We start from the raw sequence: 24,696 nt of genomic DNA on the forward strand, positions 1-24,696 counted from the left end.
GGTCCTTTCAGGCAATCGTCGGACGGCGCAGGCGGTGCAGGGCGAACAGCCCCACGGCCACCGCCACGCCGATCAGGTCGGTCACGGGTTCGGGGTAAAGCGACAGCAGCGCGGCGACGATCACCACGCCGCGTTCCGCCATGTTGATCCGGCCGGAGAAATAGAGCCACCCGGACAGCCCCGCCGACAGCAGCACGACAGAGAACATCGCGGTGATCACCGCCTGCGCGACATGCAGAGGGTCGCCTTGACCGATCAGCGCCGGTTCCAGAACGAAGAACACCGGAAGCACGAACAGGATCAGCCCCAGCCGCATCGCGGTGAACCCCGTCTTCATCGCGTCCGCCTTGCCGACGGAGGCGGCGGTGATCGCGGCCAGTGCGACGGGCGGCGTGATATACGACAGCATCCCCCAGTAAAGAATGTAGAGATGGCTGGCCATCGGGTTCAGCCCGGCCTGCACCAGCGCCGGCGCCAGGATGATCGCCAGGAAGACGTAGCAGGCCGACACCGTCATCCCCATGCCCAGCACAAAGGAGGTCATCGCCCCGTACAGCAGCAGCAGGTAGACATTGCCGTTGGCATATTGCACCAATTCCCGCGCGAAGGCCGATCCGACACCGGTGATCGACAGCGCACCGACCACCAGCCCGACACCGGCAAGGATGCCGATCAACTGGGCCAGGGCGGCGCCGCTTTCCTCGATGATACGGGCGAAGGCCAGGACACGGGGCCGGAAATGCGGGTCCAGCAGGGCGCCGACGACCATGACGCCGGTGGCATACCAGGGCGCATAGCTCTCCAGGCGCAGCACCAGCAGCACATAGATCAGCACCGCCAGGGACAGCACGAAGATCCAGCTTTGCCGCAGGACGGAGCGGCCGGAGGGGATGTCGGCCTCTTCCGCGCCTTGCAGGTCGTGGCTGGCGGCATAGCAATCGGCCTGCAACAGCAGCGCCGCATAGAACAGGATGGACGGGATCACGGCGGCAGCGATGACCTCGCCATAGGGGACGGCCAGGAAGGTCGCCATCAGGAATGCCGCCGCGCCCATGATCGGCGGCATCAGCGTCCCCCCGGTGGAGGCGCAGGCCTCAACGGCGGAAGAATAATGCGGGGAATAGCCGGCCTTCTTCATCGAGGGGATGGTGAAGGTGCCGGTGGTGATGATGTTCGACACCACAGACCCAGACAGCGACCCGAAGAGCGAGGACGCCACGATGGCCACCTTCGCCGGGCCGCCCCGCGTGCGACCCAGCAGCTTCAGCGCCAGCGCCATGAAGAATTCACCGCCGCCCAGCATCGCCAGCACGACGCCGAAGATGATGTAGCCGATCAGCAGGTCGGCCACGACGCGGAACGGGATGCCGATGATGGATTCTGTGCCCAGCGCATGGGCGGCGACCAGCCCGGACCACGAAAACTGGTTCCCCCACAGCACGCCGGGCATGGAATCGGCGACCATCGGATACAGCCCGAAAACAGCGCAGACCACCGCCAGCAGCAGCCCGGCGCAGCGGCGCACGCCCTCGATCGCCAGGAAGAACAGGATGGAGGCGCCGATGGTCGGCCACAGCGGCGCGCTGAACGACCAGCCCGCCGTCATGATACGCCGCGCCTGGAAAGCGAAATAGGTACATACGATCAGCGCCAGCACCGCCATCACCCAATCGAGGCCCCACAGCCAGCCGGGTCTGCCGCGGCGGTCGGCCGGGAAGCGCAGGAACACCACCGCCAGGAAGACGCCCAGCAGCGCGTAGTAGAAGGCGGAGGTGATGGGCCGCATCCCCGGCGCGATCAGTGGCAGGGTCTGCAACATCGTCATGGCGATGCCGATCACGGACAGGGCGATCACCACGACACGGGTCAGGCGCATCATGAAGGGCTGCGGGGAATGCGGGTCTTGCAGGGTCATGGCGGGCAATGTCCTTGAAAGGCGGGGCGCCCACAGGGTGGCGCGTCGATGCGGGCAGGGGCCGGTCCGACGGCGCAGATCACGGCGGATGCCTGTTGCGGCGGCTGCCGCGACGGGCTGGCGGATCTGGCCGGGACGGCGGGGGCCGTGCGAGGGGGGGGCCGCCCCACGGGATGCGGGGCGGCCAGGCTGTCAGCCGCGGTTCACAGCGAGGCCGTCGCGCCGGCCCGAACCTTGTCCCAGGCGGCGGCGAATTCGGCTTCGTCCAGGCCCTTGTTCTCGGCGACGAAATCCGGCCAGGCGGCGGTCAGGGCTTCGATTTCGGCCACCGAACGGTCGTTCCAGCCCTGCTGCTCTTCGCTCCACTGGCCGATTTCCTGAAGGTAACGGATCGCGCCTTCGTGCAGGGGGGCGTCCATCGGCGTGGTGCCGGACATCTTGATGCCCCAGCGTTCCATGATCGGGGCCGCGTCCTTGAAATCGGGGTAGCTTTGGTCCAGCGCCTTGAGGAAACCGTAGGTCATCTCCGGGTCGGCGTCGTGCATCACCGTGACCATCGGGTACTTGTAGGCCACGACATCGACCGGATCCTTGCCGGTGATGCCGACCCCGATGGTTTCGCGGAAGGGGGAGAAGATCGGCGCGATCTTGTTCATGTTCTCCCAGGCCTGCGTATCGTCAGGGTCGAACGGCAGCCAGCGGATGCCGCGCGGGCTGGCCTCCAGCTCTGTCAGCGCGGCCGAGGTCAGCGCCGATCCGGCCGCATCCGCCTGCCCCTGGGTGAGAGAGCGCAGCGTATCCCCGTAGGACGGGAATTCGATCACCTCCACGTCGTCGCGGGTCAGCCCCTTGGAGGCCAGCATGGTATCGACCTTCACCGCGACAGAGGGGTTCGCCGCCGCATAGGCAAAGCGCTTGCCGCGCAGGTCCTCCAGCGTTTCGATGCCGCTTTCCTGTGTTACCACGATACCGAAGCTGGCCGGTCGGCCACAGATCGTCCGCATGTTCTGCGGGCCCCAGTCGGGGGTGGCGAAATCGTAGATCCCGCGGGTGGCAAAGAACAGTTCATTGGCCAGCCAGGCGGTGTTGGCCTTGCCCTGCTTCAGCGGGATGATCCGCCCCACGCCGGAGCCGGAGGGCAGCAGCCGCACGCGGGTGCCGTAGTTCTTGATCATCGCGTCGGCGATGGCCGTTGCCTCGACATAGCCGGTGGAGCCGACGTCATAGGTGCTCCAGATCATGGTGTCGGGCAGTCCGGCGGGCGTGTCCTTGGCGCGCAGGATCGCCGGGGCCATGGGGGTGGCCGCAGCGGCCCCCAAAAGCGCCATCGTCTGACGTCTGTTCACATGTGTCATCTTCTTTCTCCTCCCTGAAAAATGGCCGTATGGTCGGGGCCTCCTCCCCTAACGGCCGGTGAAATCCGGCGGGCGCCTGTCAAGAAAGGCGCGCCGCGCCTCGTCGTGATCGGCGGTGGCGAACAATGCGCCCTGCGCCTGTCGTTCCTCGGCCAGGATGGCCTCAAGACTGCCGTGCTGGCGGGCCAGGATGGCCCTCAGGTGGCCGCCGGGCAGGGGGGCGGCCGGCACCAAGGCCGCGACCTCCGCCAATGCGGCGGGCAGCGGATCGTCGCCCTCTGCCAGGATATCGGCCAGGCCGATTTCCACCGCCCGGGCGCCGCGGATTTCGTGCCCATGCTGCAACATCCGCAAAGCGCGTGCGGGGCCGATCCGGCGGGGCAGGGACCACATCGCGCCCATGTCCGGCACCAGCCCGACCCGCCCGAAGCTGGCGCAGAACCGCGCCCCGGCCGTGGCGACCACGCTGTCGCAGCACAACGCCAGCGACATGCCGCCGCCATAGGCCACGCCCTCGACCGCCGCGACCACCGGCAGCGGGCCCATGGCGATCAGCCGGACCAGGTCATGTACCACCTCAAGCCGTTGCAGCGCGATGTCCACCGGCTGGCCCATCGCCTTGATGTCGCCGCCGGCGCAGAAACACCCGCCGGATCCCGTCAGAACCATGCCGCGCAGCGTGGTGTCGGCATGGGCGGCGCGCAGGGCAGCACAGAGATCGCCACGCATCTCGTCGCTCAGCGCGTTGCGGCGGTCGGGCTGCATCATGCGCAGGATCAGCGTGTCGCCCTGCCGTTCCCGCGACAGGCAGCCGCCGGGCGGTGGGTCATCGACAGACCGGCCACCGCGCGACAGGGGATCAGGGGCCGGTACTCCGGTCATGCCGCCGCGCCCCTGCGGGGCGATTCGGTCGGGTGTGTCGCGATGGGCATGTCGGAACTTCTCCCAATAACAGCAGCTTACCGTGCCTCTCCCGAGTGGGGTCGTGATGTGGAGGGGCTTGCGTCGTGAGGATCATTCTGTATAACGAATGCCACTCGGACAAGAGAAAAAGCCATGAAACCCTCGGACCCCCAGAAATACGTCGGCGCGGTGGAGAACGCGGTAAAGATCCTGCGACAGCTGGCACAAACCGGAGCGCCGGAGGGCGTGGCGAGTATCGCGCGGGAGACCGGTCTGAACGTGTCCACTACCTACAACATCCTGAAGACATTGACGAAAGAGGGGCTAAGCACCTTCGACGAACGTTCCAAATCCTATGCCATCGGGATGGGTGTGCTGGAATTGTCGGCGCCGATGCTGGGGCGCAATCCCGGAGATATGATTCGCCCGGTGATGGAGCGGATCTCGCGCGAACACTCGGTTCTGGTGGCACTGTGGACGGTCACCCCGCAGGGGCGCATCGTGCTGTCGGACCGGATCGCGCCCGCCGACGTGGTCCGCGCCGACATGCAGCCGGGATCGCGCCTGCCGGATCTGGTGGGCGCCGTGGGCCGTTGCGTCGCTGCTGCGCGTGGGCTGGATCGGGAGGCGCTGCGCGATGCCTATGCCGGGCTGCGCTGGCAACGGGCGCCGGGGTTCGACGCCTATTGGCAGGAGGTGCAGCAGGCGCGGATCGATGGCTATGCCTTTGACTTCGGACAATTGTTCCGGGGGCTCAGCATCGCGGCGGTTGCTATTCGCGACATCGCGGGTACGCCACGGTTGGGCCTGTCGACCATCAGTATCGCCGACCAGATCGACGACCAGGCCATGCGGGAGGCCGCCAAGGATCTGAAGGCGGCGGGAGAATTCATCGAATTGAACGTATTCGGCCGGCGCGGCGACTGACGCGGCCAGGGGGGACACATGACAGACCAAAGCGCAGCCTCGCTTGGGGCATTTTTCGCGCCGCGTTCCATCGCGGTGATCGGGGCTTCGGACAACCCGACCCGCATCGGCGGCCGGCCGGTGGATTATTGCAAGGCCGCGGGTTTTGCCGGGCCGATCTACCCGGTGAACCCCACCCGCGAGACGGTACAGGGTCTGCCCGCCTGGCCCGATATCGGGGCCGTTCCGGGCGCGGTCGACCTGGCCGTACTGGCCGTGCCCGCCGCCCGCGCGGCGGAAACCCTGGAGGCTTGCGGCCGCAAGGGGGTGAAGGCGGCAGTGGTCTTCTCTGCCGGGTTCTCCGAAGTGGGCGCGGAGGGTGAGGCGGCGCAGATGCGGCTGCTGGCCGTGGCGCGACGGCACGGAATCCGCATCCTGGGACCCAATTGCCTGGGCTGCTATTCCGGCGCGACGGGCGCTTGCGCGACCTTCACCAGCGGACTGGAGGGCGGGATGCCGCAAGTTGGTGGCATCGGCTTGATCACCCAGTCGGGCGCCTATGGCACCCATCTGCTGGCGATGGCCAAGGCCCGGCGCCTGGGGGTGGCCGGGTGGGTCTCTACCGGGAACGAAGCGGATGTCTCTGTTGCGGAATGCCTGGAATACATGGTCGATCAGCCCGAGATCACGGCGATCGGCATGTACATGGAGGGGGTGAACGACGCCCCTCGCCTGATCCGCGCCCTCTCCCGTGCACGGGCCCTGCGCAAACCCGTCACCATCATCAAGGTCGGGGCCTCCGAGGTCGGGGCGGTGGCGGTGCAATCGCATACGGCCTCGCTTGCCGGGTCGGATGCCAGCTTCCAGGCGGTGATCGAACAATACGGCGCCGTCCGGGCCGCCACCACCGAAGAGATGTTCGATACGCTTTACGCCGCCTCCGTCGCGCCGCTGCCCACGGGTCGCAAATTGGGGATCCTGACCGTTTCCGGCGGGGCAGGGGTTCTGATGGCCGACGCGGCAGAACTGCGCGGGATGGACGTGCCGCCGATGCCCGATGCCTCGGTCGCCAAGCTGCTGGAGCGCAACCCCTTTGCCTCGCCACGCAACCCGGTGGACATCACAGCCCACGCGTTGAACGATTTCGACCTGATCCCGGAATACCTGGCAGAGATGATGCAGGCCGGCGGCTATGATGCCTTTGCCGGGTTCTTCACCTCCTGGACCAGCTCACCGGTTTACGGGCCGAAACTGCGCAAGGCGCTGCTGGAGACGCTGGAAGGATCGGACCGGCCCTTTGCCGTGATCGGGTTGTTCAACGACGCCCAGGCGGAGGAATATGAACAGGCGGGGTTGCTGACCTTTGCTGATCCGTCCCGTGCGGTCGCGGCGCTGGGCACCATGGCGCGGTTGGCCGAAGGCTTCGCCGCCGATGGCGCGGCCGAGGCCCCGCCCCGGATCGCGGAGCCCACGCTGCCCGGTACCGCCCTGGACGAGGCCGCCGCGAAGGTGCGGCTGGCCGCCGCCGGCATCCCGGTGCTGGAGGAACAGCTGGTCACCAGCGCCGATGCGGCGGCGCAGGCGGCCGCCCGGATCGGCCAGCCCGTGGTACTGAAGATCGTATCGCCCGACATCGCGCACAAAACGGAGGTGGGCGGCGTCGTCCTGAACCTGCCGGACCCGGACGCGGTGCATCGCGCCGCCGAAGAGATGCTGACGCAGATCCCCGCCCGCGTGCCGGGCGCCGCGATCACGGGCATCCTTGTCGCGCCCATGGCCGGGGAAGGGGTGGAATTGATCGTGGGGACACGGCGCGATCCGGTGATGGGCCCGATGGTGATGGTCGGGCTGGGCGGCGTTCTGGCGGAGGTTCTGGAAGATGTCGCCCTGGCTCATGCCCCGATCAGCGAGGCGCAGGCCTTGCGGATGCTGGAACGGCTGCGCGGCGCGCGGATCCTGGAGGGTGTGCGCGGCCGGGCTGCCGTGGACCGCGCCGCCGTGGCCCGCGTGATCGCGCGGTTGTCGGTGCTGGCCGCGGCCAATGCGGATCACATCGACAGTATCGAGATCAACCCCCTGCTGGCGCGCCCCGACGGGGCCGTGGCGCTGGATGCGCTGATTCTGCCGGTGGCGGACGCGGAGGCGGAGGGCAGATGATGGAGGAGGCCGCGATGACCGGCACGCCCTGGACCTTTGACAGGTTGACGCCCGGCCAGTGCTTCGGCCCGGTGACCATCCCGCTGGACGAGACGCGGCAGGCCGGGTGGCGTGCGATCTACGGCGCGCCCGAGGGAGAGACCGCCCCCGACGGACTGATCGTCGCCGGGATGATGGAAGCCTTCATCCGCGCCATCCAGCCCCGGCCCCGAGGCAATGTCCACGCGGGCCAGACACTGGCCCTGACCGGTGCGACCGTGCGGCTGGGCGAGGACGTCACCTACCACGTCTCCGTCGCCGCCCGGGACCAGAAGCGCGGCCGCAACTGGATTACCTGCTCTGTCCGGGCGGAGGCGGGCGGGCGGGCGCTGCTGCGTGGTGACATCACCACCATCTGGGCCGCCTGAGGGGAGAAGACGCGCATGACCTTTCCCAAGGAAATCCCGCCGCTGGACCTTGCCAGTGATGCCGCGACTGCGCAGGCCTATGCCGCGCTGACGCAGGATTGGAACCCGATTCACCTGGACCCGGAATTTGCCGCCGGCACCCCCTTTGGCAGGCCGATCGCCCATGGCACCATGGCGCTGAACCTGCTGGTGGAGGCGGTGGCCCGTGCCGGGCTGCGGCTGGCAGAACTGGAGATCCGGTTCACCGCGCCCACCTATGTGGGCCAGCGCCTGACCGCCACCGCACAGCGGCGGAACGGGGTCGGGCCGGAGGGGGCAGAGACCGGCGCGGCGGAAATGGAAGAGGCGCAGGCCGAGGCGGCCGAAACCGGAGGGATGCCCTATGACGTCACCGTGCTGGCCGATGGCGGGACGCGGGTTCTGTCCGGCACGGCCCTTCTGGCCCCGAGGCGGGGATGAGCTGGCTGCGCGCCGCCCGGTCGACGCCCTTTGGCCGCCTGGACGGCGCGGACCCCTTGTCGTTGATGTCGGACGCGGCCAGCCTGGCACTGGCTGACGCCGGGCTGGCCCGGACGGAGGTCGACGGGCTGATCTGCGGCTATGCCACCACATTGCCGCACCTGATGCTGGCCACGCTGTTCGCGGAACATTTCGGCCTGGCCCCGGATTATGCCCACGGCATCCAGATGGGCGGCGCCACCGGGGCGGGCATGGTGCACTTGGCGCATGTGCTGGTGACCTCTGGCACCTGTCGCAACGTGCTGGTGGTGGCGGGGGAGAACCGGTTGACGGGGCAAAGCCGCGATACCTCGGTCCAGACCCTGGCGCAGGTCGGGCATCCGACGGCGGAGGTCCCCACCGGTGCCACGGTCCCCGCCTATTACGCGCTGGCCGCCGCGCGCTACCTGCACGAAACAGACGCCAGTGCGCGTGACCTGGCCGCGCTGGCCGTGCAGATGCGCCGCCACGCCGCGCAGACCCCCGGCGCGCATCTGACCGCCCCGATCTCCGTGGCGGATGTGCTGGCTTCCCGCCCCGTTGCAGAGCCGCTGAAGCTGCTGGATTGCTGCCCGATCTCCGACGGCGGCGCGGCGGTTGTCGTCTCTGCCGCGCCGGGCGCGGGGGCGGGGCTGCGGATCACCGGCGCGGCACAGGCCCACACCCATCAACACCTGAGCGAGGCTCCCGACGACCTGGCGCTGGGGGCGCGACGCAGTTCCACCCTTGCGCTGGCGCAGGCCGGGATCGGGACGGTGGATCTGGGATATCTGGCCATCTACGACAGTTTCACCATTACTCTGGCGCTGCTGCTGGAGGCGCTGGAGATCAGCGCCCCGGGACAGGCGGGCCGCGACGCGGCGGCGGGGCGCTTCGACGCGGCTGGCGCATTGCCGCTGAACACCCATGGCGGGCTGCTGTCGCACGGTCATTGCGGCGTCGCCGGGGCCATGGCGCACCTGGCGGAGGTCCACGCCCAGATGACCGGCCGCGCGGGTGCCCGCCAGATCCCGCGGCCTCCGGTTCATGCGCTGATGCACGGCGACGGCGGTGTCCTGTCCGCGCATGTCACCCTGGTGATGGAGCGGGCGGCATGAACGCGATCCGCTATCAGTTTTGCCCCGCCTGTGACGCGCGCTGGTATTTGCCGCGCCCGGCCTGCCCGCGGTGCGGGGGGGCGGCACAGACCCGGCAGGCCGCGGGCACCGGCCATGTCTATGCGGTCACCACGCAGCACCGGGCGCCCGCCCGCGACTTTCCCGTGGCCCCGCCCTGGCGGATCGGGCTGATCGACCTGGCCGAAGGCGTGCGCGTCATGGGCCATGTTGACCCCGTCGCCACCATCGGCGCACGGGTCCACGGAGAGATGAGAGATTTCGCCGGGGCGTCCGTCCCCGCATTCGACACGATCAGGAGGGATTGAGACATGGCAGGGCTATTGCAGGACAAGGTGATGCTGGTCACCGGCGCGGGCGGCGGCATCGGGCGCGACATCGCGCTGGCGGCGGCGCGGGCGGGGGCCAGCGTCGTGGTCAACGACCTGGGCGCCAGCCTGAAGGGCGACCGGGAAAACGCCGGTGCCGCCGACAAGGTGGTCGCCGAGATCGAGTCCGAAGGCGGGCGCGCCATCGCCAACGGCGGATCGGTCAGCGACCCGGAAGCCGCGCGCCAGATGGTCCGCGACGCGGTGGAGGCCTTCGGCCGGCTGGACGCGGTGGTGAACAACGCCGGCATCCTGCGCGACGGCTTCTTCCACAAGATGAGTTTCGAGGATTTCGACGCCGTGGTGAAGGTGCATCTTTATGGGAGCTTCAACACCTCGCGCGCGGCGGCGGACCAGTTCCGCGAACAGAATGGCGGGTCGCTGATCCACATGACTTCGACCTCCGGGCTGATCGGCAACCTGGCGCAGGCCAATTATTCCGCCGCCAAGCTGGGGATCGCTGCGCTGTCCAAGTCCATCGCGCTGGACCTGAAACGCTGGAACGTGACCTCCAACTGCATCGCCCCCTTCGCGTGGAGCCGGATGACATCGTCGATCAAGGTCGACAGCCCCGAACAGGAGGCGCGCGTGAAAAAACTGCAAGAGATGAAACCGGCCAAGATCGCGCCGCTGGCCGTCTACCTGGCCTCGGACCAGGCGCGGGACGTGACCGGGCAGGTCTTTGCCTCCCGCAACAACGAAATCTTCGTGATGAGCCAGCCGCGCCCGGTCCGGTCTGTGCATCGTGGCGAAGGCTGGACCCCTGAAACCGTGGCCGAACACGCCATGCCTGCCCTGCGCGCCGGATTTGTCCCGCTGGAGGTGTCCGGCGACGTGTTCAGCTGGGATCCGATCTGAGGAGCGCATCATGCCCGAACGCAAGACCAACCTGACCTCTGCCATCGGGTGGAGCAAACCGGACGAGATCAACGTGCATGGGCTGGACCTGCCGTCCGAGATCCTGGGCCATGTCAACCTGGGCGACATGGCCTTCATGCAGGTGACGGGGCGCCGCCCCGATGCGCGGGAATCGGTGGTGTTCAACGCCATTGCCGTGACGCTGGTGGAACATGGCATCACGCCCTCTGCCCTGGTGGCGCGGCTGACCTACATGGGCGCGCCGGAATCGCTTCAGGCGGCGGTGGCAGCGGGGCTGTGCGGGCTGGGAACCGTCTTCGTCGGCTCGATGGAGGGTGCGGCGCGAATGCTTTACGCCGCGCTTCCGCCGGATCAGACGGGGCGGGGGGCCGACCTGGCGGCGATCGCGGCGCGGGTCGTGGCCGAGCACCGCGCGGCCGGGCGCATCGTTTCGGGATTGGGGCACCCGGTGCACAAACCCGAAGATCCCCGCACCCCCCGCCTGTTCGAGATCGCGGCGCAGAATGGAAAGTCGGGCGATTACGTGCGTCTGATCCAGCTGATCCAGAAGGAGGCCGAGGCCGCATCGGGTAAGTCCCTGCCGATCAACGCAACCGGCGCCATCGGTGCGATCTGCTGCGAATTCGCCTTCCCGGAGGAGATCATCCGCGGCTTTGGCGTCATGACCCGCGCCATTGGCCTGGTCGGTCACATCCTGGAGGAGACACGCGACCCCATGGCCTACGAGATCTGGCAACGGACCGAGGAAGAAGTGCTGGCCAATTCTCAAAACTGACCGGCGCGGGCGGCGGAGGGCAGGGTGGGGCTCCTCTCTGCCCCCGTGGTGCCGCTGCGCCTGCGAGAACGGCGGATACGGCAATACCCCAAAGGCCGAAACCGCGATCCGGGTTCCTGGTCAGGGTTTGCAAGGCCATTCGTGGCGAACCTGCTTCCCCGGGGGCTGAGAGCCAGGCGCATATCTGTTTGGCATGGCGCGGCGAATGTTCGGGCGCCTGACTGGACGCGCATCGGGGACTTCGCGAACGTCGCGGCTGGCGATCCAGCCTTCGCCGCAACCCGGATGGGCGCCCGCAGTTCGGGAGCATGAACGGTCGGGAGGGATCGGGAGGCCGCCCCCTGATTGGCGGCGCATCGCGCGCGCCGGTGCGTGCCGATAGGTTCATGTCCTGGCAAGGACGGCGAGCAGAGGCTTCGTGGCAAGGGGGCGGCCGGGTATTTGGGTACTGGCCGGTCAACAGAGCTTGCAGGACCTGTGCCGAAATCCGCCAGTTCCGAAGCGATCGGCAAGCGGTCCCTTGCCGGGCGGCTCCGAGAATTCCGGTCCCGGAAACCCAACGAAATCCGTTGACGGGTCGATATCGCGGTTTTCGCTACGAAAACTCCGTCCATACGAAAATTTCGCCAATTGGTTTCAGCGGCTTCCTGCCCTTCCGGAAAAGAATATGTTATCGTAAATAACTGGAACAAAGGGCTTTTGGCGGCAATTCTTCCTGCAACGTCGATCACGAAGGTCGGCGGCGCGAAGGGGGTGGCCGGAAGGGTTGCCCACCTGAGCAAATCGAAAACGCGAAAAGAAAGGACACATCATGTCCATCCTTAGCGAACTCCTTGGCGATTCCTCCTCGACCACGGCCGAAAGCAGCTCCGACAGCTCGGCAACCGAAGTCGCAGCATCCCCGGTTCTGCAATTCGGCGCTTCCGACGTGGCGTCGTTCTCCTCGTCCGAAACAGACGGTGGGGATGCGGAATCGACGTCTTTCACCGGCTTGGGTGACATCGGTCTTGGTCTGGGCGCCCCGGTCATGATCGGGACGAGCTCCTCGAGCGAACAGACCAGCGTGTCGGACAACGACAGCGATGGTCTGCTCGGCGGCCTTTTCTAAATCGCCAGGTAAAGGACGGGGCCCTGCGGGGTCCCGTCGCTTTTGACACAGCGGGTGCATATGTCCCTTGATCAGCATGAAATCGGCCAGGCGCTCAGGCGCGAGACCTCGGGCTTTGCCTTTGCCGGTCTGTTCAGCGGTGCGATCAACCTTCTTTACCTAAGTTCACCGCTCTATCTCATGCAGATCTACAATCGCGTGCTGGTGAGCGAGAATGTCACGACACTGATCCTGCTGACGCTGATCCTGCTGGTTGCGCTGATGACCATGGGGTTTCTCGACGCGATGCGGGCGCAGGTGCTTGTGCGTTGCGGGATGCGGCTGGACGCCGCGCTGTCGACCCGTGTCTTCGGGGCGCTCATTCGGAAATCGGCGGCGCAGGGCTTTTCCAGGGGCGCGCGGCAGTTGCAGCGTCTGGACCAGTTTCGCACCTTCATCACCGGGCCGGGTGTGCATTTCGCCTTCGACCTGCCGTGGATCCCGGTCTATCTGATCATCCTGTTCCTGATCGACCCGCTTCTGGGTACCATCGCCACCTGTGGCGCGGCTGCGCTCTTCGGGTTGGCAATGCTGAACGAAAAGCTTACCCGGCCCTCGCTCTCTGCGAGCGAACAGGCGTCAAATCGTGCCATGGGTTTTTCCGAGAATATCCTCAGACACTCGGATGTTGTTGTCGCAATGGGGATGCGCCCTGCCATCGAGGAGCACTGGCGCGGCGACCGGGACCGGATGATGATCACGCAAGCGGTCGCATCGGATCGGAATGCGGTGGTTTCGTCTGGCATCCGGTTCGCGCGCCTGTTGTTGCAGGCGCTGATGCTGGGCACCGGTGCCTGGCTGGTGATCCAGGGGCAGATTCTGCCCGCCACGATCTTCGCTTCCTCGATCATCCTTGGGCGTGCGCTTGTCCCCGTGGAGCAGGGGGTCGGGACATGGAAGCAGTTCAACGAGGCGCGCAGCGGCTACCGCGAGGTCAAGGCCCTCCTGGCGGAAGTGCCGCCGGACCGCGACCGCACCGTCGTGCCCGCCGCGTCCAATACGCTGTCGGCCTCGGACGTGTCGTTCAGGCTGACGGGTCAGGACAAGCCGATCCTGAAGGAGGTGAGTTTCGACATCGCGCCGGGCGAGGCGATCGGCATCGTCGGTCCCTCCGGCTCCGGCAAGAGTACCCTCGCGCGTCTGCTGATCGGCGCCATTGCCCCCCTGGACGGCAAATTGCGCTATGGTGGCATGGATTTCGACAAGTGGGACCGAACCGAGCTGGGGCGGCAGATCGGATACCTGCCACAAGACGTGGGCCTGTTCGGGGGCACGGTACGCGACAACATCTCCCGGTTCGGCGACGCTTCTGTCGAGGAGGTCATCGCCGCGGCGAAGGCGGCCGGCATCCACGACATGATCATGGATCTGCCAAAGCACTACGACACGCCGCTTGGCCCTGATGGCGTCGGTCTGTCGGGCGGGCAGCGGCAGAGGCTTGGCCTGGCGCGCGCCCTGCTGGGACAGCCGCGCCTGCTGGTGCTGGACGAGCCGAACGCCAACCTGGACGATCGTGGAGAGGCCGGGCTGGCCGAAGCGCTGGCCAGGCTCAAGGCGCAGGGAACCACGATCCTGCTGATCACGCACCGCATGAATGTGCTCGAGGTCGCGGACCGGCTTTTCTTCGTGCGCGCGGGCAAGCTTGAGGCGCAGGGCAAGCCGGATGCCGTTCTCGAACATATACGCACCAATGTCGTGCCCGAGATGCAGGGGGCCGCGTGATGAGGAACAGCACGGAAACCCGCCGGGCCTGGTTCGAGCCGGGCCGCCCGATCCGTCGCGGGGTCGCCGCCCTGGCGGTGTTCGTCGCAGGATTGGCAGGCTGGAGCGTCTTCGTCCCCCTTTCCGACGCCTCCCTCGCGCGCGGCAGTCTCGCGGTCGAGGGCAGATCGCAGATCGTTCAGCATCCCGGAGGCGGCGTCGTGTCCGACCTGCGCGTCGCGGAAGGCGATACGGTCGCGCGCGGTGACGTGTTGATGACGCTTGGCGAAACCGAGGCGCGCGCGCAACGGGACGTGCTGCTGACCCGGCGCGAGGCGTTGCGGGCACGATTGGCCCGGCTGATCGCCGAGCGTGACGGGCTGACGGCTCCTGACTATCCGGCAGCCACGCCCGATGCCCGCGCGGCCGCCGAAGAAGCCCGTGCCTCGCAGACCGCCCTGCTTCGGTCCCGGCTGGATCAGCGGGACTCGGCCATCGTCGTGATCGACCGCCGGATCGACCAGCTTGCGCAACGCATCGCCGGTGCGGAAGCCGAGGTCGCGGGCCTGATCCGTCAAACGGACCTCACGACCGAGGAGTTGCAGGATTTGCGCAGTCTTCTGGAAAAGGGGCTTGCGCGGCGCCCTGAGGTTCTTGACCTGGAGCGGCAGCTGGCAAGGCTGCAGGCGAGCGTGTCCTCCAAGCAATCCGAAATCGCCGAGGGGCGCCAGTCGATTGCGGAAGCTGAGGCCGAGATTGCCCGGCTGGTCCGTGACCGCAGGGCCGGAATCGCCACGGAGATCGAAGCCACGCAAGCCGAATTGGCAGATACCGCCCCCCGCGTAGACGCGGCAGAGGAAGAATTGTCCAGGATGCGGGTCCGGGCGCCTGCCTCTGGCCGGGTCGTTGGTCTTTCCGTGCATACCGTGGGCGGGGTCGTCCAGCCGGGCGCCACGCTGATGCAGATCGTGCCGTCGGACGCGCCCTTTGTCGTCGAGGCGCAGCTTGCCCTGACCGATCTGCACGATATCCACGAGGGCCAGCCCGCACGCATAGAGCTGCTGGCCTACCCGCGCAGTGAACGCCCCGAACTCTCGGCGGTGGTCGAGACGATATCGGCCGACAGTTTTACCGACGACCGGACAGGGCGTGGCTACTACGGCCTTACCCTGCGGCTGCAGCAGGATCAGGTGTCGGCGCTTGGTATCGAGTTGCAATCGGGGATGCCGGTCCAGGTCATCATGGAAACCCGCGCCCGAACCCTGATCGCCTACCTGACATCCCCGCTGATGGATCAGATCGGAACCGCGTTCAGCGAAGACTGAAGAAAGGACTTACCCATGGCCCGCGCCCCAAGACGCGCCCGCAGCGACACCCTCCCGGACCGCACCGCCATGTCCGGCGCCGAAGCCGTTGCCAGCGGTACGGCGGCGGCAGGGCTGGTGCTGGGCGCCCTGACCACCGACAGGGCCGGCGCGTCCGAGGTCCAGCCCATCGCCCCTTCCGGCACCGCTCCGCGCATCGATGCGGACAGCGGCATGGCCGCCGGGCGCGATGCGCGAATTCAGGAAGATGCGCGAATTCAGAAAAGTGAGACCGCCGCCCGGGACGGCGCCGCGGCCAAGCCGCGGGCACCTGACGAACCGGTCCTGATGGCGCAGAATGCCTCCCGCGCTGGCTCCTCCGGCGACACGGATCCGCACCATTCCTACGCGCCAGGGCATGGGGCCTCTGCCCCTGCGCCCTGGGCGCCGGAAGGGGCGGTGCCTGCGGCGTCGCTGGCCCAGGATGGCTCTTCTGGTGGCGGTCAGGGCGCCTCTTCGGAGGAGGGAGTAGAAGATACCGCGGCCTCGTCTGCGGGAGGGTCTGTCGCAGAGGCCACGGAAACGACGACCGCCCCGGCACTGACGTCACCGCAATTGAAGGAAGATCTGCCCCAGGTTCTGGCAGCCCGGATCGAACAACAGGTGAGCCAGGTTTCAGACCTCGCCGCTGTGACCCTGCCGACCTTGCCGGGCGCCGACATCCAACTTGTCGGCCCTGTCCCTGACAGCGCCGACCCGATGAGCGACCTCGGCGCATTGCTGGTTGACGTCCCGGTCCCCTTGAGGCTGCCGGTCGACACGGTCGCGACTGTTCTGCCGGTGGCTGGAGCCTCGGTTCAACAAGCCACCGGCACGGAGCTGCCTGCCCTGCCGGCGCTTCCGTTGCCGATCGGCGAAACATTCGGAGCCGGGCAGAATACGGTTGTGCAGATCGCCGATCCCGAGATTGCCGCGAACCTCTTGAATCCTCGGGATTTGACGGAACAGCCGATAACCGGGGTCTTGTCCCAGATCGCCAATATTCCCGAGACGGTTCTCGGCGCTGATCGCGACGCGGCCGGCAGCGATTTTCTGACCGAAACCTTCTACGAGGACGGGCGGTCGGACACCGAAAACGTTACGCCTGCCGCACTGGCCGCAGAAGACATAGCCGCCCAACCTTTCGCCCTTTCGGCAGAAGACACCGTCGAGCTTGTCACCCCGGACCTCGCGGGGATCTCGTTTATCGGACAATCCATCGTCGATGCCGTGGACACACCATATGAGCCATCCGCGCTGCACGTCACTAGCCCCTTCGGGATGGTGTGATCGTCAAGGCAGGCCTGGCGGACCGAGATCCAGTCGATCCCGCCCCGAGGCACTCCGGGCCGAACTGCCATGGATGTCCGACGACTTCAGGCTGCGCGAAGAGACCCTCGCGGCCTCGTCGCCTGTGTCGTTTGGTCTGAATAGGCAAGGTTGAAAACCTGCTGGCACACCGTGCGAGTTTGGCCCCTTCTGTCGAAGATGGAAAATGCGAAACAGCCGAAAATATTGGAGGCGAGTACCGGAATCGAACCGGTGTACACGGATTTGCAATCCGGTTGCGCCGTTGATTTTATTGGGTTTTTATGTAAACCGGCCAGCAAGGCGGTCGTGAGAAATCAGTGGGTTAGCCGAAAGCCTGTAAACCTCTTTTCCCGCCACACGGCTCGGCCGGGAGAGAGGGGCAACTGCCTGTCAGGGCGTGATCCTGGCCGCAGCTTGCCCGCATTGCAAGGCCTTCCTACTGGTCTTCGCCCGAGGAGACTTCGCCCAGATAATGCCCGTAGGCATTCTTCCCGAACAGCTTCGCGCGGTCTGACAGGGCAGCTCCGTCGATGAACCCCATCTTATGCGCGATCTCGTCTGGGGAGCCAACCTGCTGGCCCTGCCGCTCGGTCAGGGTTCGCACGAAGTTCCCTGCGTCGAGAAGGCTGCCATGCGTGCCGGTGTCGAGCCAGGCGTGGCCACGGCCGAGCGCCTCGACAGCCAGCAGCCCCTCGTCGAGGTATTGTTGAAGGAGGTCAGTGATCTCCAACTCTCCGCGGGCCGAGGGTTGCACCCGGGCCGCGCGCTCCGGAGCACTGCCATCGAGGAAGTAGAGACCAGTGACGGCGTGGCGAGAGGGCGGGTTGTTGGGCTTCTCGACGATCTTCTGCGCCGTTCCGTCTGCCGCGAAGTCGACGACGCCGTATCGCTCGGGGTCGGTCACCCGGTAGCCGAAGATCGTCCCACCGGTTTCGCGCGCATCGGCGGTCGCCAGCTTCTCGGGCAGGCCGTGGCCAAAGAAGATGTTGTCGCCCAGCACCAGCGCCGACGGAGCCCCGGCCAGAAATTCGTCGGCGAGCAAATAGGCCTGCGCGAGCCCGTCTGGCGAGGGCTGCTCGATATAGGTGAAGGAGAGGCCCCACTGGCTGCCGTCGCCCATCAGGCGCTTGAACTGTTCCTGATCCTGAGGGGTGGTAATGATGGCGATCTCGCGAATGCCGGTCAGCATCAGAACCGAAAGCGGGTAGTAGATCATCGGCTTGTCGTAGATCGGCAGTAGCTGCTTCGATACTCCCATGGTGATGGGGAAGAGCCGCGTGCCGGAGCCCCCGGCGAGGATAATGCCCTTGCGTTTCAATCTCTTGCTCCCAATTCGTGCAATATGTGGTTCAGATCCTCCCGCCAGCCTGGCCGGGGGATGCCGAAGGTCTTCTCCGTCGTCGCGCACTCCAGCCGGGAGTTCAGCGGCCGGGGCGCCGGCGTGGGGTAGTCGCGGCTGGGGATCGGGGTGACGGCGACCTCGCGGCCGGCCGCCTCGAAGATGGCGCGGGCGAAGCCGGCCCAGCTAACCTCCGGCGTGCCGGAGAAATGGTGGATGCCCGAGGGAGCCGTGCCGTCGCGCAGCTGCTCCGAGATCGTCAGCACGGCGCGGGCGATGGAAGCGGCGGGGGTCGGGCCGCCGATCTGGTCGTCGACCACGTTCAGTGCATCGCGCGTCTCCGACAGCCGCAGCATGGTCTTCACGAAGTTCTGCCCGTGGGCGGAGAAGACCCAGGAGGTGCGAAGGATTGCGTGGCGTCCCCCGGCCGCTGTCACGGCCTTTTCGCCGGCCAGCTTGGTCGATCCGTAGACACCGAGCGGTTGCGGCGTATCGCCGGGCCGCCACGGCCTCTCCCCGCTGCCATCGAAGACATAATCGGTGGAGATATGAACGAAGCTCGCGCCGATCTCGCGCGCCGCCTCGGCGATGATGCCGGGGGCGGTGGCGTTGATGGCATGGGCCAGCTCCGGCTCGCTCTCGGCCGTGTCGACGGCGGTGTAGGCGGCGGCGTTGATTATGCGGCGGGCACCGCTTTCCAGAACCGCAGCGCGGCAGGCCTCGGCATCGGTCAGATCGGCGGTGCTCCGGTCAAGGAACTGCGCGCAGGGGGCGAGGCGGGACAGCTCGCGGGCAACCTGCCCGGTGGCGCCGAAGACCAGCAGATCGCTCATGCCTTCGTCCCCAGCCTGCGGCCGACCCCCTCGCGGTCCAGCAGGGGGCGCCACCAGGCCTCGTTGTCGAGATACCAGCGGACTGTCCGGGCGATGCCCTCCTCGACCGTGACCGAGGGCCGCCAGCCCAGCTCCTTGCGGATGCGCGTCGGGTCGATGGCATAGCGCTGGTCGTGGCCGGGCCGGTCGGTGACGAAGGTGATCAGGCGGTCATGGGGCGCGCCCTCGGGGCGCAGCGTGTCCAGCTCGGCGCAGATCATGCGCACGAGGTCGATGTTCGCCGCCTCGTTCTCGCCGCCGATGTTGTAGGTGCGGCCGACCTCGCCCCGTTGCAGCACGGTGAGCAGGGCATCCGCATGGTCCTCGACGAAGAGCCAGTCGCGCACGTTGCTGCCGTCGCCGTAGACCGGGATCGGCTCCCCAGCGAGGGCGCGCAGGATCACTACCGGGATCAGCTTTTCGGGAAAGTGGAAAGGGCCATAATTGTTGGAGCAATTGGTGACCAGGACCGGCAGGCCGTAGGTCTCGCCCCAGGCGCGCACAAGATGGTCGGAGGCAGCCTTGGAGGCGGAGTAAGGGGAGCGCGGATCGTAGGGCGTGTTTTCGGTGAACTTGCCAGTGGGGCCGAGGCTGCCATAGACCTCGTCCGTCGAGATGTGGTGAAAGCGGAATCCGTCGGGCTTGCCGGTCGCCTGCCAATGGGTGCGTGCGGCCTCCAGCAGGTTGAAGGTGCCGGTCACATTGGTCTCGATGAAGAGCGCGGGGCCATCGATGGAGCGGTCCACGTGGCTCTCTGCCGCGAGGTGCATCACGGCATCGGGGCGGTGAGCGGCGAAGATCCGGTCGAAAGCCGGGCGGTCGCGGATGTCGGCCTGCTCGAAGGCGTATAAGGGGCTCTCCGCAACCGAGGAGAGGCTCTCGAGGTTCGCGGCATAGGTCAGCGCGTCGAGGTTCACCACCTCGTGGCCGGCCTCAACCGCCTGCCGCACCACGGCCGAGCCGATGAACCCCGCGCCACCGGTGATCAGGATCTTCATGGTGCGGTCTCCTCGTAGGTGAAGGGCGTGTCGACACCGCTCAGCCGGGGTGCCGCGCGATCTTTGTCCGACAGGATCGGATCAGTGCCATCCAAGCCCCAGTCGATGCCGATCTCCGGGTCCTCCCAGGCCACCGCGCCCTCGGTCTCGGGGGCGTAATAATCGGAGCATTTGTAGACGATCTCGGTGTTAGGCTCCCGGGTGACGAACCCATGGGCGAAGCCGGCTGGGATCAGGAGCTGATGGCCGTTCTCGGCGCTGAGCTCAAAGCCTCCCCATTGACCATAGGTCGGCGATCCCCGGCGCAGATCAACAACCACGTCGAAGAGCCGGCCGCGCCCGCAGCGCACCAGCTTGGCCTGCGCATGGGGCGGGGCCTGAAAGTGCAAGCCGCGAAGGGTGCTCGGCGTGGCGGAAAGGGAGTGATTGTCCTGCACCCAGTCGATGGCGATGCCCTGGTCTTCGTAGGCCTTCCGGTTCCAGATTTCTGCGAAGAAGCCCCGATGGTCGCCGAAGCGGCGAGGTTCGATGAGGCGGAGGCCTGGGAGGGGGCTATCCGAGATATTCATGGTGACCTTTCGAAGAGTTCTTGCCTCGGGGCGGCCCTCAAAGCCCGGACCAGAGTGAATTCGGAAACCCGAAGAGCCATGAATTGTAGGGGAGGTAACACTGCTGGAAGTGGTAAGACACGGAGGTCCAGACGGTGAACATGAGGGCGAGGCCGATATAGGGCAGGAGGGTCATGAGCTTGCGGTTCGGGATGTCCAGGAAAGGAACGCGAGCAAAAATCATCGCCTGAACCGGGATCAGGAAATATCCCAGCCGGTCGCCGATGACGGAAGAAACCGGGACGAGGGCGATCAGCAGGACCATCGCCATCGAGAACAGGTGTGCGAGAGCGAAGTCGCTCGGAAACTGACGGCGCCAAGGCCGGCGCAGGAAGAGGAAGAAGAACAGTCCGCTGAGAACCAAGACGCCGACCCGGAAAGCGGCACCCGCGGCATCCACCCCGGTGCCAACGTAGCGATCGACGGCAATCTCGGCGGCATCCCCGCCCGACAGAAGCAAGACGCCGGGGATGGCAAGAACCGCGGCAAGCATGATGCGGGATCTGGCGTAATTGCCGGTCGCGAGGGGCAGCAGGATCAGAAACACGGCGGCGCTGGAATGGAAGCCGCTCGCAAGCACGATCCAGACGGCGCACCATACCGGCTTGCGGTCGATGAAGGCCGCAAGAGCGACACATAGCAGGCCGACCCCGGCACCTTGCCTGATCGCCGACATCGGCATGTTGATGATCAGTATTGGGAAGAGCAGGACGAGGAAGGCCAGCGGGTTGGGTTGTCGGCGGGCCAGCAGATGGACACCGACGAAGAAAATTGCTGAAGAAATTACGTTCGCGACAGGGTAGGGGATGTTCTGGGTGTTCATGAGGTAGAGGATGCTCCACCACAATGGCTCCCCCCCTTCCAGAGCGAGCTGCAATGATGGCCTATCGGCTTTGAGATACTGGAAGTAGTATCCGCTCCAATCGCAGCCGACTTCGAAACGAAAGGCCGAGAAAACGAAGATGAGCAGCAGGGTTACGCCATAGACCTGGCGCTTCACCAAGGCGCGTCGGCCCAGTTGAAAGGGGAGGAGGAAGAGGCCATAGGTCGCAAGAAGGTAGGTCAAGACTTTCCCCGTTCCGCAATCGACCGTATCATTCGCGCTACCTTCGGGCCCCAGACCTGAAGGGAGTAATGCTCTTCGACTTTCCTGCGCCCTGCTTCCCCCATCCGACGCCGCAACTCAGGGTCCTGAATGAGTGTGGCAAGCGCGGCGCGCCACTCAGTCTCGTTGCTGGCCAGGAAGCCGTTTACACCGTGCTCGACAATTTCGGCATTCACACCAACCGGGGAGGCGATGACCGGAAGACCGCAGGCCATGTACTGGATCAGCTTGTAGCCGCATTTGCCGCGCGCCCAGGGCGTGTCGGTCAGGGGCATGACGCCGATATCCATCTGTTGGATCATCTCCACCTCGGTGTCCTCCGCCCAGGGCAAGATGTCGACCAGGGGATGGGGCGCGTCGCGTCCTGCACCCACCGCACTGATCCGGGCACCAGTGGCCGCCGCAGTCTCGGTGAAGAGTGGCAACATCGGCACCATGTAGTCGGACCAGGTGCCGGGCGTGCCAATCCACCCCATCACGGCCGGGCTCCAGGCACGAGGCTCCGGCGATGGCCGATAGACCGAGGCATCGACGACAGTCGGCACGATCTCGACGCGCCGGGCCCCGGCCTTCCGAGCACGATCCGCGAGATATCGATTACCGGCCGTGACCAGGGCGGCCGACGCCATGAGCCGGTCCAGTTTGCGCCCGAGGATATGCCTTACCAAGGCAGAGCGGTGCATGTCATAGCGATGGAACACGGCATCGTCGAAGTCGACGATCATCGGGATGTTCCGAGACAGAAAGGTCCGCTCCAGTGGCCAGGGCAGCCAGGGAAGGGCTTCTTTTTCCAACCAGGCGGCATCGGCTTGTGATGCCGCTCGCAGCTGCCGAAGCCGCCGCAGATAGGCTCTCGCCGTCGGCGTCAGGACGGATTGGCCCGAATAGAGGCGCTCGAGATAACTTGCGTCAAAGAAGGGGCAGACAGTCGCCGTCACGCCCTCAGCGCTCAAGGCTTCCGCATACTGCAGCATCCTGAGCCGGCTGGAAGCGCCTGACCGGTCGTATCGAGTGAGCATCGGGACGTTCACGAGACTGATGCCCGCCATGACATAAGCATCAGTATCGTCCAGAGTCTTTGCGTCCATTCCCTTCGCCCCGAGAGATGTTCCGCCCAGGCTTGTCGCACCGGAGCCGGGTCGAGCAGTCCGTCGCGGCGTAGCGCCTCTTCGGACAAGAGGTCTTCGGCCCACGAACGCAGAGGGCCACGAAGCCAGTCGCCGACAGGTATGCCGAATCCGACCTTGGGCCGCTCGATCAATTCGCGAGGGACATGTTCGTAGAGGATCTGTCGCAGCGCCCATTTGCCCTCGCCTTGGCGGAGTTTCATGTGCAGGGGCAGGCGGGCAGAGGCTTCGAGGACTTCTGGATCAAGGAAAGGCACCCGAGTCTCGAGGCTGACGGCCATGGCGGCGCGGTCCACTTTCGTCAGAATGTCGCCAGGCAGGTAACTCCGCATGTCCTGGAGCATCATGCTGCTGGCAGGATTGGGTTCGAGATCAGGGGGCAATGGGTCATCCAGGGTTGAAGTTGCGCGGGAGATCAGGTCTCGCACAATTTCCTCATCCGGCCAGATGGTGACGAGGCCTCGGTAAAGGTCGCCCATGGTGCGCACATCGCGCAGGATCGCCGCAAGCCGATGCGCCTTGTCACCGGGGTGAGAGAAACGCCCACCCGTCATCCGCCCCAGGCTGTCCCAGCCATGCGGCGGCAGGCTGGCCATGAGGTGCCCGATAGCCTTGCGCAGAGGATGCGGAACGCGCCGCAGAGCATTCCAGACCCGCGGCCCCCAGAGATAGCGGGTATATCCACCGAACAGCTCGTCTCCGGCATCACCGGACAGCGCCACGGTCACGTCGTTTCGTGCCGCCTTGCAGACCAGGTAGGTGGGGATCTGAGAGGAGTCCGCGAACGGCTCGTCATACATCGTTGGGAGGTCCGGAATGACTTCCCGCGCTTCCCTGTCGGTGACGGTCAGTTCGGTATGGTTCGTTCCGATATGCGCTGCGACCTCGGCGGCAAAGCGAGCCTCGGAATAGGCGGCATCTTCGAAACCGACTGTGAAGGTCCGGACCGGATTTGCGGACTGCGACTGCATCAATGCTACGATCAGGGAACTGTCCACGCCGCCGGAAAGGAACGCTCCGAGGGGCACGTCCGAAATCAACTGCCGACCCACAGCTCGGCTCAGGGTCTGCTCGAGGTCCTGAAGGGCCTCTCCTTCCGTCGCATGGCGGTTCTGGGCTCCACGAGCGACAAGCTCCTCAAGAGACCAGTAGCGCGCGATGGCAATCGACCCATGGGAAGAACCGGGCCGCAACGGCTGCCTCGGAGGGGAGGCCGGAGGCGTGTCTCCGATCGTCAGGATCGTTCCGGGTTCAAGCTTGTAGAAGCCTGGGTGGATGCTGCGCGGAGCGGGGACGTAGCCAAACCTGAGATACTGATCCAGGGCCTCACGGCAGACCCCGACCGGGAAGCCAGGATGGGGTCGCAAAGCCTTCAACTCCGATCCGAACACGAGTGACGTGCCGGCCCAGCCCCAGTAGAGCGGCTTCTCACCCATCCGGTCCCTTGCCAAGCATAGCCTGCGCAGACGTCGATCCCAGAGCGCCAGGGCGAACATGCCCGCCGATCGCCGCAGGGTCTCCTCGAGGCCCCAATGATCTACCCCGGCGAGCAGGGTCTCGGTGTCTGAGTGACCACGCCAGGTCGGCGCGGCCCCGGCTTGCTCGAGCTCATTTCGCAAGTCGAGGTGATTGTAAATTTCACCATTGAAGGCGACCACGAAGCGCCCGGAACCGGAGTGCATCGGCTGCGCTCCGGCGGGGCTGAGATCGAGGATCGACAACCGACGGTGACCGAGAGCGATGTTGCCCTCCGACCAGCTTCCCTCCGCATCTGGGCCTCGGTGGGAGAGAGCCCCCGCCATGCGCGTCAGCACACCGCGTTCCGGTGTGCCCTGCCAATCAAGGACTCCGGTCAGACCGCACATTT

At 66.3% G+C, this 24,696-nt stretch carries 22 protein-coding genes; 12 read left to right on the forward strand and 10 right to left on the reverse strand.

All coding sequences use genetic code 11. The features are described from left to right. Window positions 1-7: 7 nt before the first annotated feature. From G5A46_RS09485 to G5A46_RS09495, 3 genes are all read right to left on the reverse strand, one after another. Window positions 8-1,915, reverse strand: coding sequence for a TRAP transporter permease (locus G5A46_RS09485; RefSeq protein ID WP_163849170.1), 1,908 nt, complete (start codon window positions 1,913-1,915; stop codon window positions 8-10). A 203-nt stretch (window positions 1,916-2,118) separates the two neighbouring features. After that, on the reverse strand, window positions 2,119-3,270 hold the full coding sequence (locus G5A46_RS09490) for a TAXI family TRAP transporter solute-binding subunit (protein WP_163849171.1): 1,152 nt from the start codon (window positions 3,268-3,270) through the stop codon (window positions 2,119-2,121). A gap of 48 nt (window positions 3,271-3,318) precedes the next feature. Next, window positions 3,319-4,152 (reverse strand): enoyl-CoA hydratase/isomerase family protein, encoded by an 834-nt coding sequence (locus G5A46_RS09495; RefSeq protein ID WP_163849172.1) that lies wholly within the window; start codon window positions 4,150-4,152, stop codon window positions 3,319-3,321. Window positions 4,153-4,326: 174 nt separating this feature from the next. On the opposite strand from G5A46_RS09495, the gene G5A46_RS09500 reads away from it, so the two are divergent. The 12 genes from G5A46_RS09500 (at window position 4,327) to G5A46_RS09555 (ending at window position 16,759) form a co-directional block, all read left to right on the forward strand. Next, window positions 4,327-5,100 carry an IclR family transcriptional regulator gene (locus tag G5A46_RS09500; RefSeq protein ID WP_163849173.1) on the forward strand — a complete coding sequence of 258 codons (774 nt, stop codon included), beginning with the start codon at window positions 4,327-4,329 and terminating at the stop codon, window positions 5,098-5,100. Window positions 5,101-5,118: 18 nt separating this feature from the next. Continuing rightward, entirely contained in the window at window positions 5,119-7,236 is a 2,118-nt protein-coding gene (locus tag G5A46_RS09505; RefSeq protein WP_163849174.1) for an acetate--CoA ligase family protein, read from the forward strand. A gap of 14 nt (window positions 7,237-7,250) precedes the next feature. Then, window positions 7,251-7,643, forward strand: a complete 393-nt coding sequence (locus G5A46_RS09510; RefSeq protein ID WP_204318720.1) for a hypothetical protein — start codon at window positions 7,251-7,253, stop codon at window positions 7,641-7,643. Window positions 7,644-7,658: 15 nt separating this feature from the next. Next, a complete protein-coding gene (locus tag G5A46_RS09515) occupies window positions 7,659-8,102 on the forward strand; it encodes a MaoC family dehydratase (RefSeq protein ID WP_163849176.1) in 444 nt (147 codons plus the stop codon). Further along, the gene (locus tag G5A46_RS09520) at window positions 8,099-9,238 is read left to right on the forward strand and encodes a thiolase family protein (protein ID WP_163849177.1); all 1,140 of its coding nucleotides are present in this window, start codon (window positions 8,099-8,101) and stop codon (window positions 9,236-9,238) included. The genes G5A46_RS09515 and G5A46_RS09520 overlap by 4 nt, the downstream gene beginning before the upstream one ends. Continuing rightward, window positions 9,235-9,564, forward strand: coding sequence for a Zn-ribbon domain-containing OB-fold protein (locus G5A46_RS09525; RefSeq protein WP_163849178.1), 330 nt, complete (start codon window positions 9,235-9,237; stop codon window positions 9,562-9,564). Before G5A46_RS09520 ends, G5A46_RS09525 begins: the two co-directional genes overlap by 4 nt. A gap of 3 nt (window positions 9,565-9,567) precedes the next feature. After that, window positions 9,568-10,482: an SDR family NAD(P)-dependent oxidoreductase gene (locus G5A46_RS09530; RefSeq protein ID WP_163849179.1), complete on the forward strand. Its 915-nt coding sequence runs from the start codon at window positions 9,568-9,570 to the stop codon at window positions 10,480-10,482. A 10-nt stretch (window positions 10,483-10,492) separates the two neighbouring features. Beyond that, window positions 10,493-11,278, forward strand: coding sequence for a citryl-CoA lyase (locus G5A46_RS09535; protein ID WP_204318721.1), 786 nt, complete (start codon window positions 10,493-10,495; stop codon window positions 11,276-11,278). A gap of 811 nt (window positions 11,279-12,089) precedes the next feature. Further along, window positions 12,090-12,386 carry a hypothetical protein gene (locus tag G5A46_RS09540; protein ID WP_163849180.1) on the forward strand — a complete coding sequence of 99 codons (297 nt, stop codon included), beginning with the start codon at window positions 12,090-12,092 and terminating at the stop codon, window positions 12,384-12,386. A 60-nt stretch (window positions 12,387-12,446) separates the two neighbouring features. Next, a complete protein-coding gene (locus G5A46_RS09545; protein ID WP_163849181.1) occupies window positions 12,447-14,147 on the forward strand; it encodes a type I secretion system permease/ATPase in 1,701 nt (566 codons plus the stop codon). After that, window positions 14,147-15,451, forward strand: coding sequence for an HlyD family type I secretion periplasmic adaptor subunit (locus tag G5A46_RS09550; RefSeq protein ID WP_163849182.1), 1,305 nt, complete (start codon window positions 14,147-14,149; stop codon window positions 15,449-15,451). Before G5A46_RS09545 ends, G5A46_RS09550 begins: the two co-directional genes overlap by 1 nt. Window positions 15,452-15,568: 117 nt before the next feature. Continuing rightward, entirely contained in the window at window positions 15,569-16,759 is a 1,191-nt protein-coding gene (locus tag G5A46_RS09555) for a hypothetical protein (RefSeq protein WP_163849183.1), read from the forward strand. 457 nt (window positions 16,760-17,216) lie between these two features. Here the strand turns inward: G5A46_RS09555 and rfbA are convergent, their stop codons facing one another. From rfbA to asnB, 7 genes are read right to left on the reverse strand one after another with little or no spacing between them, the layout of a single operon-like run. Continuing rightward, window positions 17,217-18,098, reverse strand: a complete 882-nt coding sequence (rfbA, locus tag G5A46_RS09560) for a glucose-1-phosphate thymidylyltransferase RfbA (protein ID WP_163849184.1) — start codon at window positions 18,096-18,098, stop codon at window positions 17,217-17,219. Then, window positions 18,095-18,952 carry a dTDP-4-dehydrorhamnose reductase gene (gene rfbD, locus G5A46_RS09565; protein WP_163849185.1) on the reverse strand — a complete coding sequence of 286 codons (858 nt, stop codon included), beginning with the start codon at window positions 18,950-18,952 and terminating at the stop codon, window positions 18,095-18,097. Before rfbD ends, rfbA begins: the two co-directional genes overlap by 4 nt. Next, window positions 18,949-19,989 (reverse strand): dTDP-glucose 4,6-dehydratase, encoded by a 1,041-nt coding sequence (gene rfbB / locus G5A46_RS09570; protein ID WP_163849186.1) that lies wholly within the window; start codon window positions 19,987-19,989, stop codon window positions 18,949-18,951. Before rfbB ends, rfbD begins: the two co-directional genes overlap by 4 nt. Then, window positions 19,986-20,558 carry a dTDP-4-dehydrorhamnose 3,5-epimerase gene (gene rfbC, locus G5A46_RS09575; protein WP_163849187.1) on the reverse strand — a complete coding sequence of 191 codons (573 nt, stop codon included), beginning with the start codon at window positions 20,556-20,558 and terminating at the stop codon, window positions 19,986-19,988. The genes rfbB and rfbC overlap by 4 nt, the downstream gene beginning before the upstream one ends. A gap of 37 nt (window positions 20,559-20,595) precedes the next feature. Further along, a complete protein-coding gene (locus tag G5A46_RS09580) occupies window positions 20,596-21,663 on the reverse strand; it encodes an EpsG family protein (protein WP_163849188.1) in 1,068 nt (355 codons plus the stop codon). Next, window positions 21,660-22,790: a glycosyltransferase family 4 protein gene (locus tag G5A46_RS09585; RefSeq protein ID WP_204318722.1), complete on the reverse strand. Its 1,131-nt coding sequence runs from the start codon at window positions 22,788-22,790 to the stop codon at window positions 21,660-21,662. Before G5A46_RS09585 ends, G5A46_RS09580 begins: the two co-directional genes overlap by 4 nt. After that, on the reverse strand, window positions 22,730-24,694 hold the full coding sequence (asnB, locus tag G5A46_RS09590; protein ID WP_163849189.1) for an asparagine synthase (glutamine-hydrolyzing): 1,965 nt from the start codon (window positions 24,692-24,694) through the stop codon (window positions 22,730-22,732). The genes G5A46_RS09585 and asnB overlap by 61 nt, the downstream gene beginning before the upstream one ends. Window positions 24,695-24,696: the final 2 nt, after the last annotated feature.

It is taken from the genome of Pseudooceanicola aestuarii (genome assembly GCF_010614805.1).
GTDB classification, from domain to species: Bacteria; Pseudomonadota; Alphaproteobacteria; order Rhodobacterales; family Rhodobacteraceae; genus Pseudooceanicola; species Pseudooceanicola aestuarii.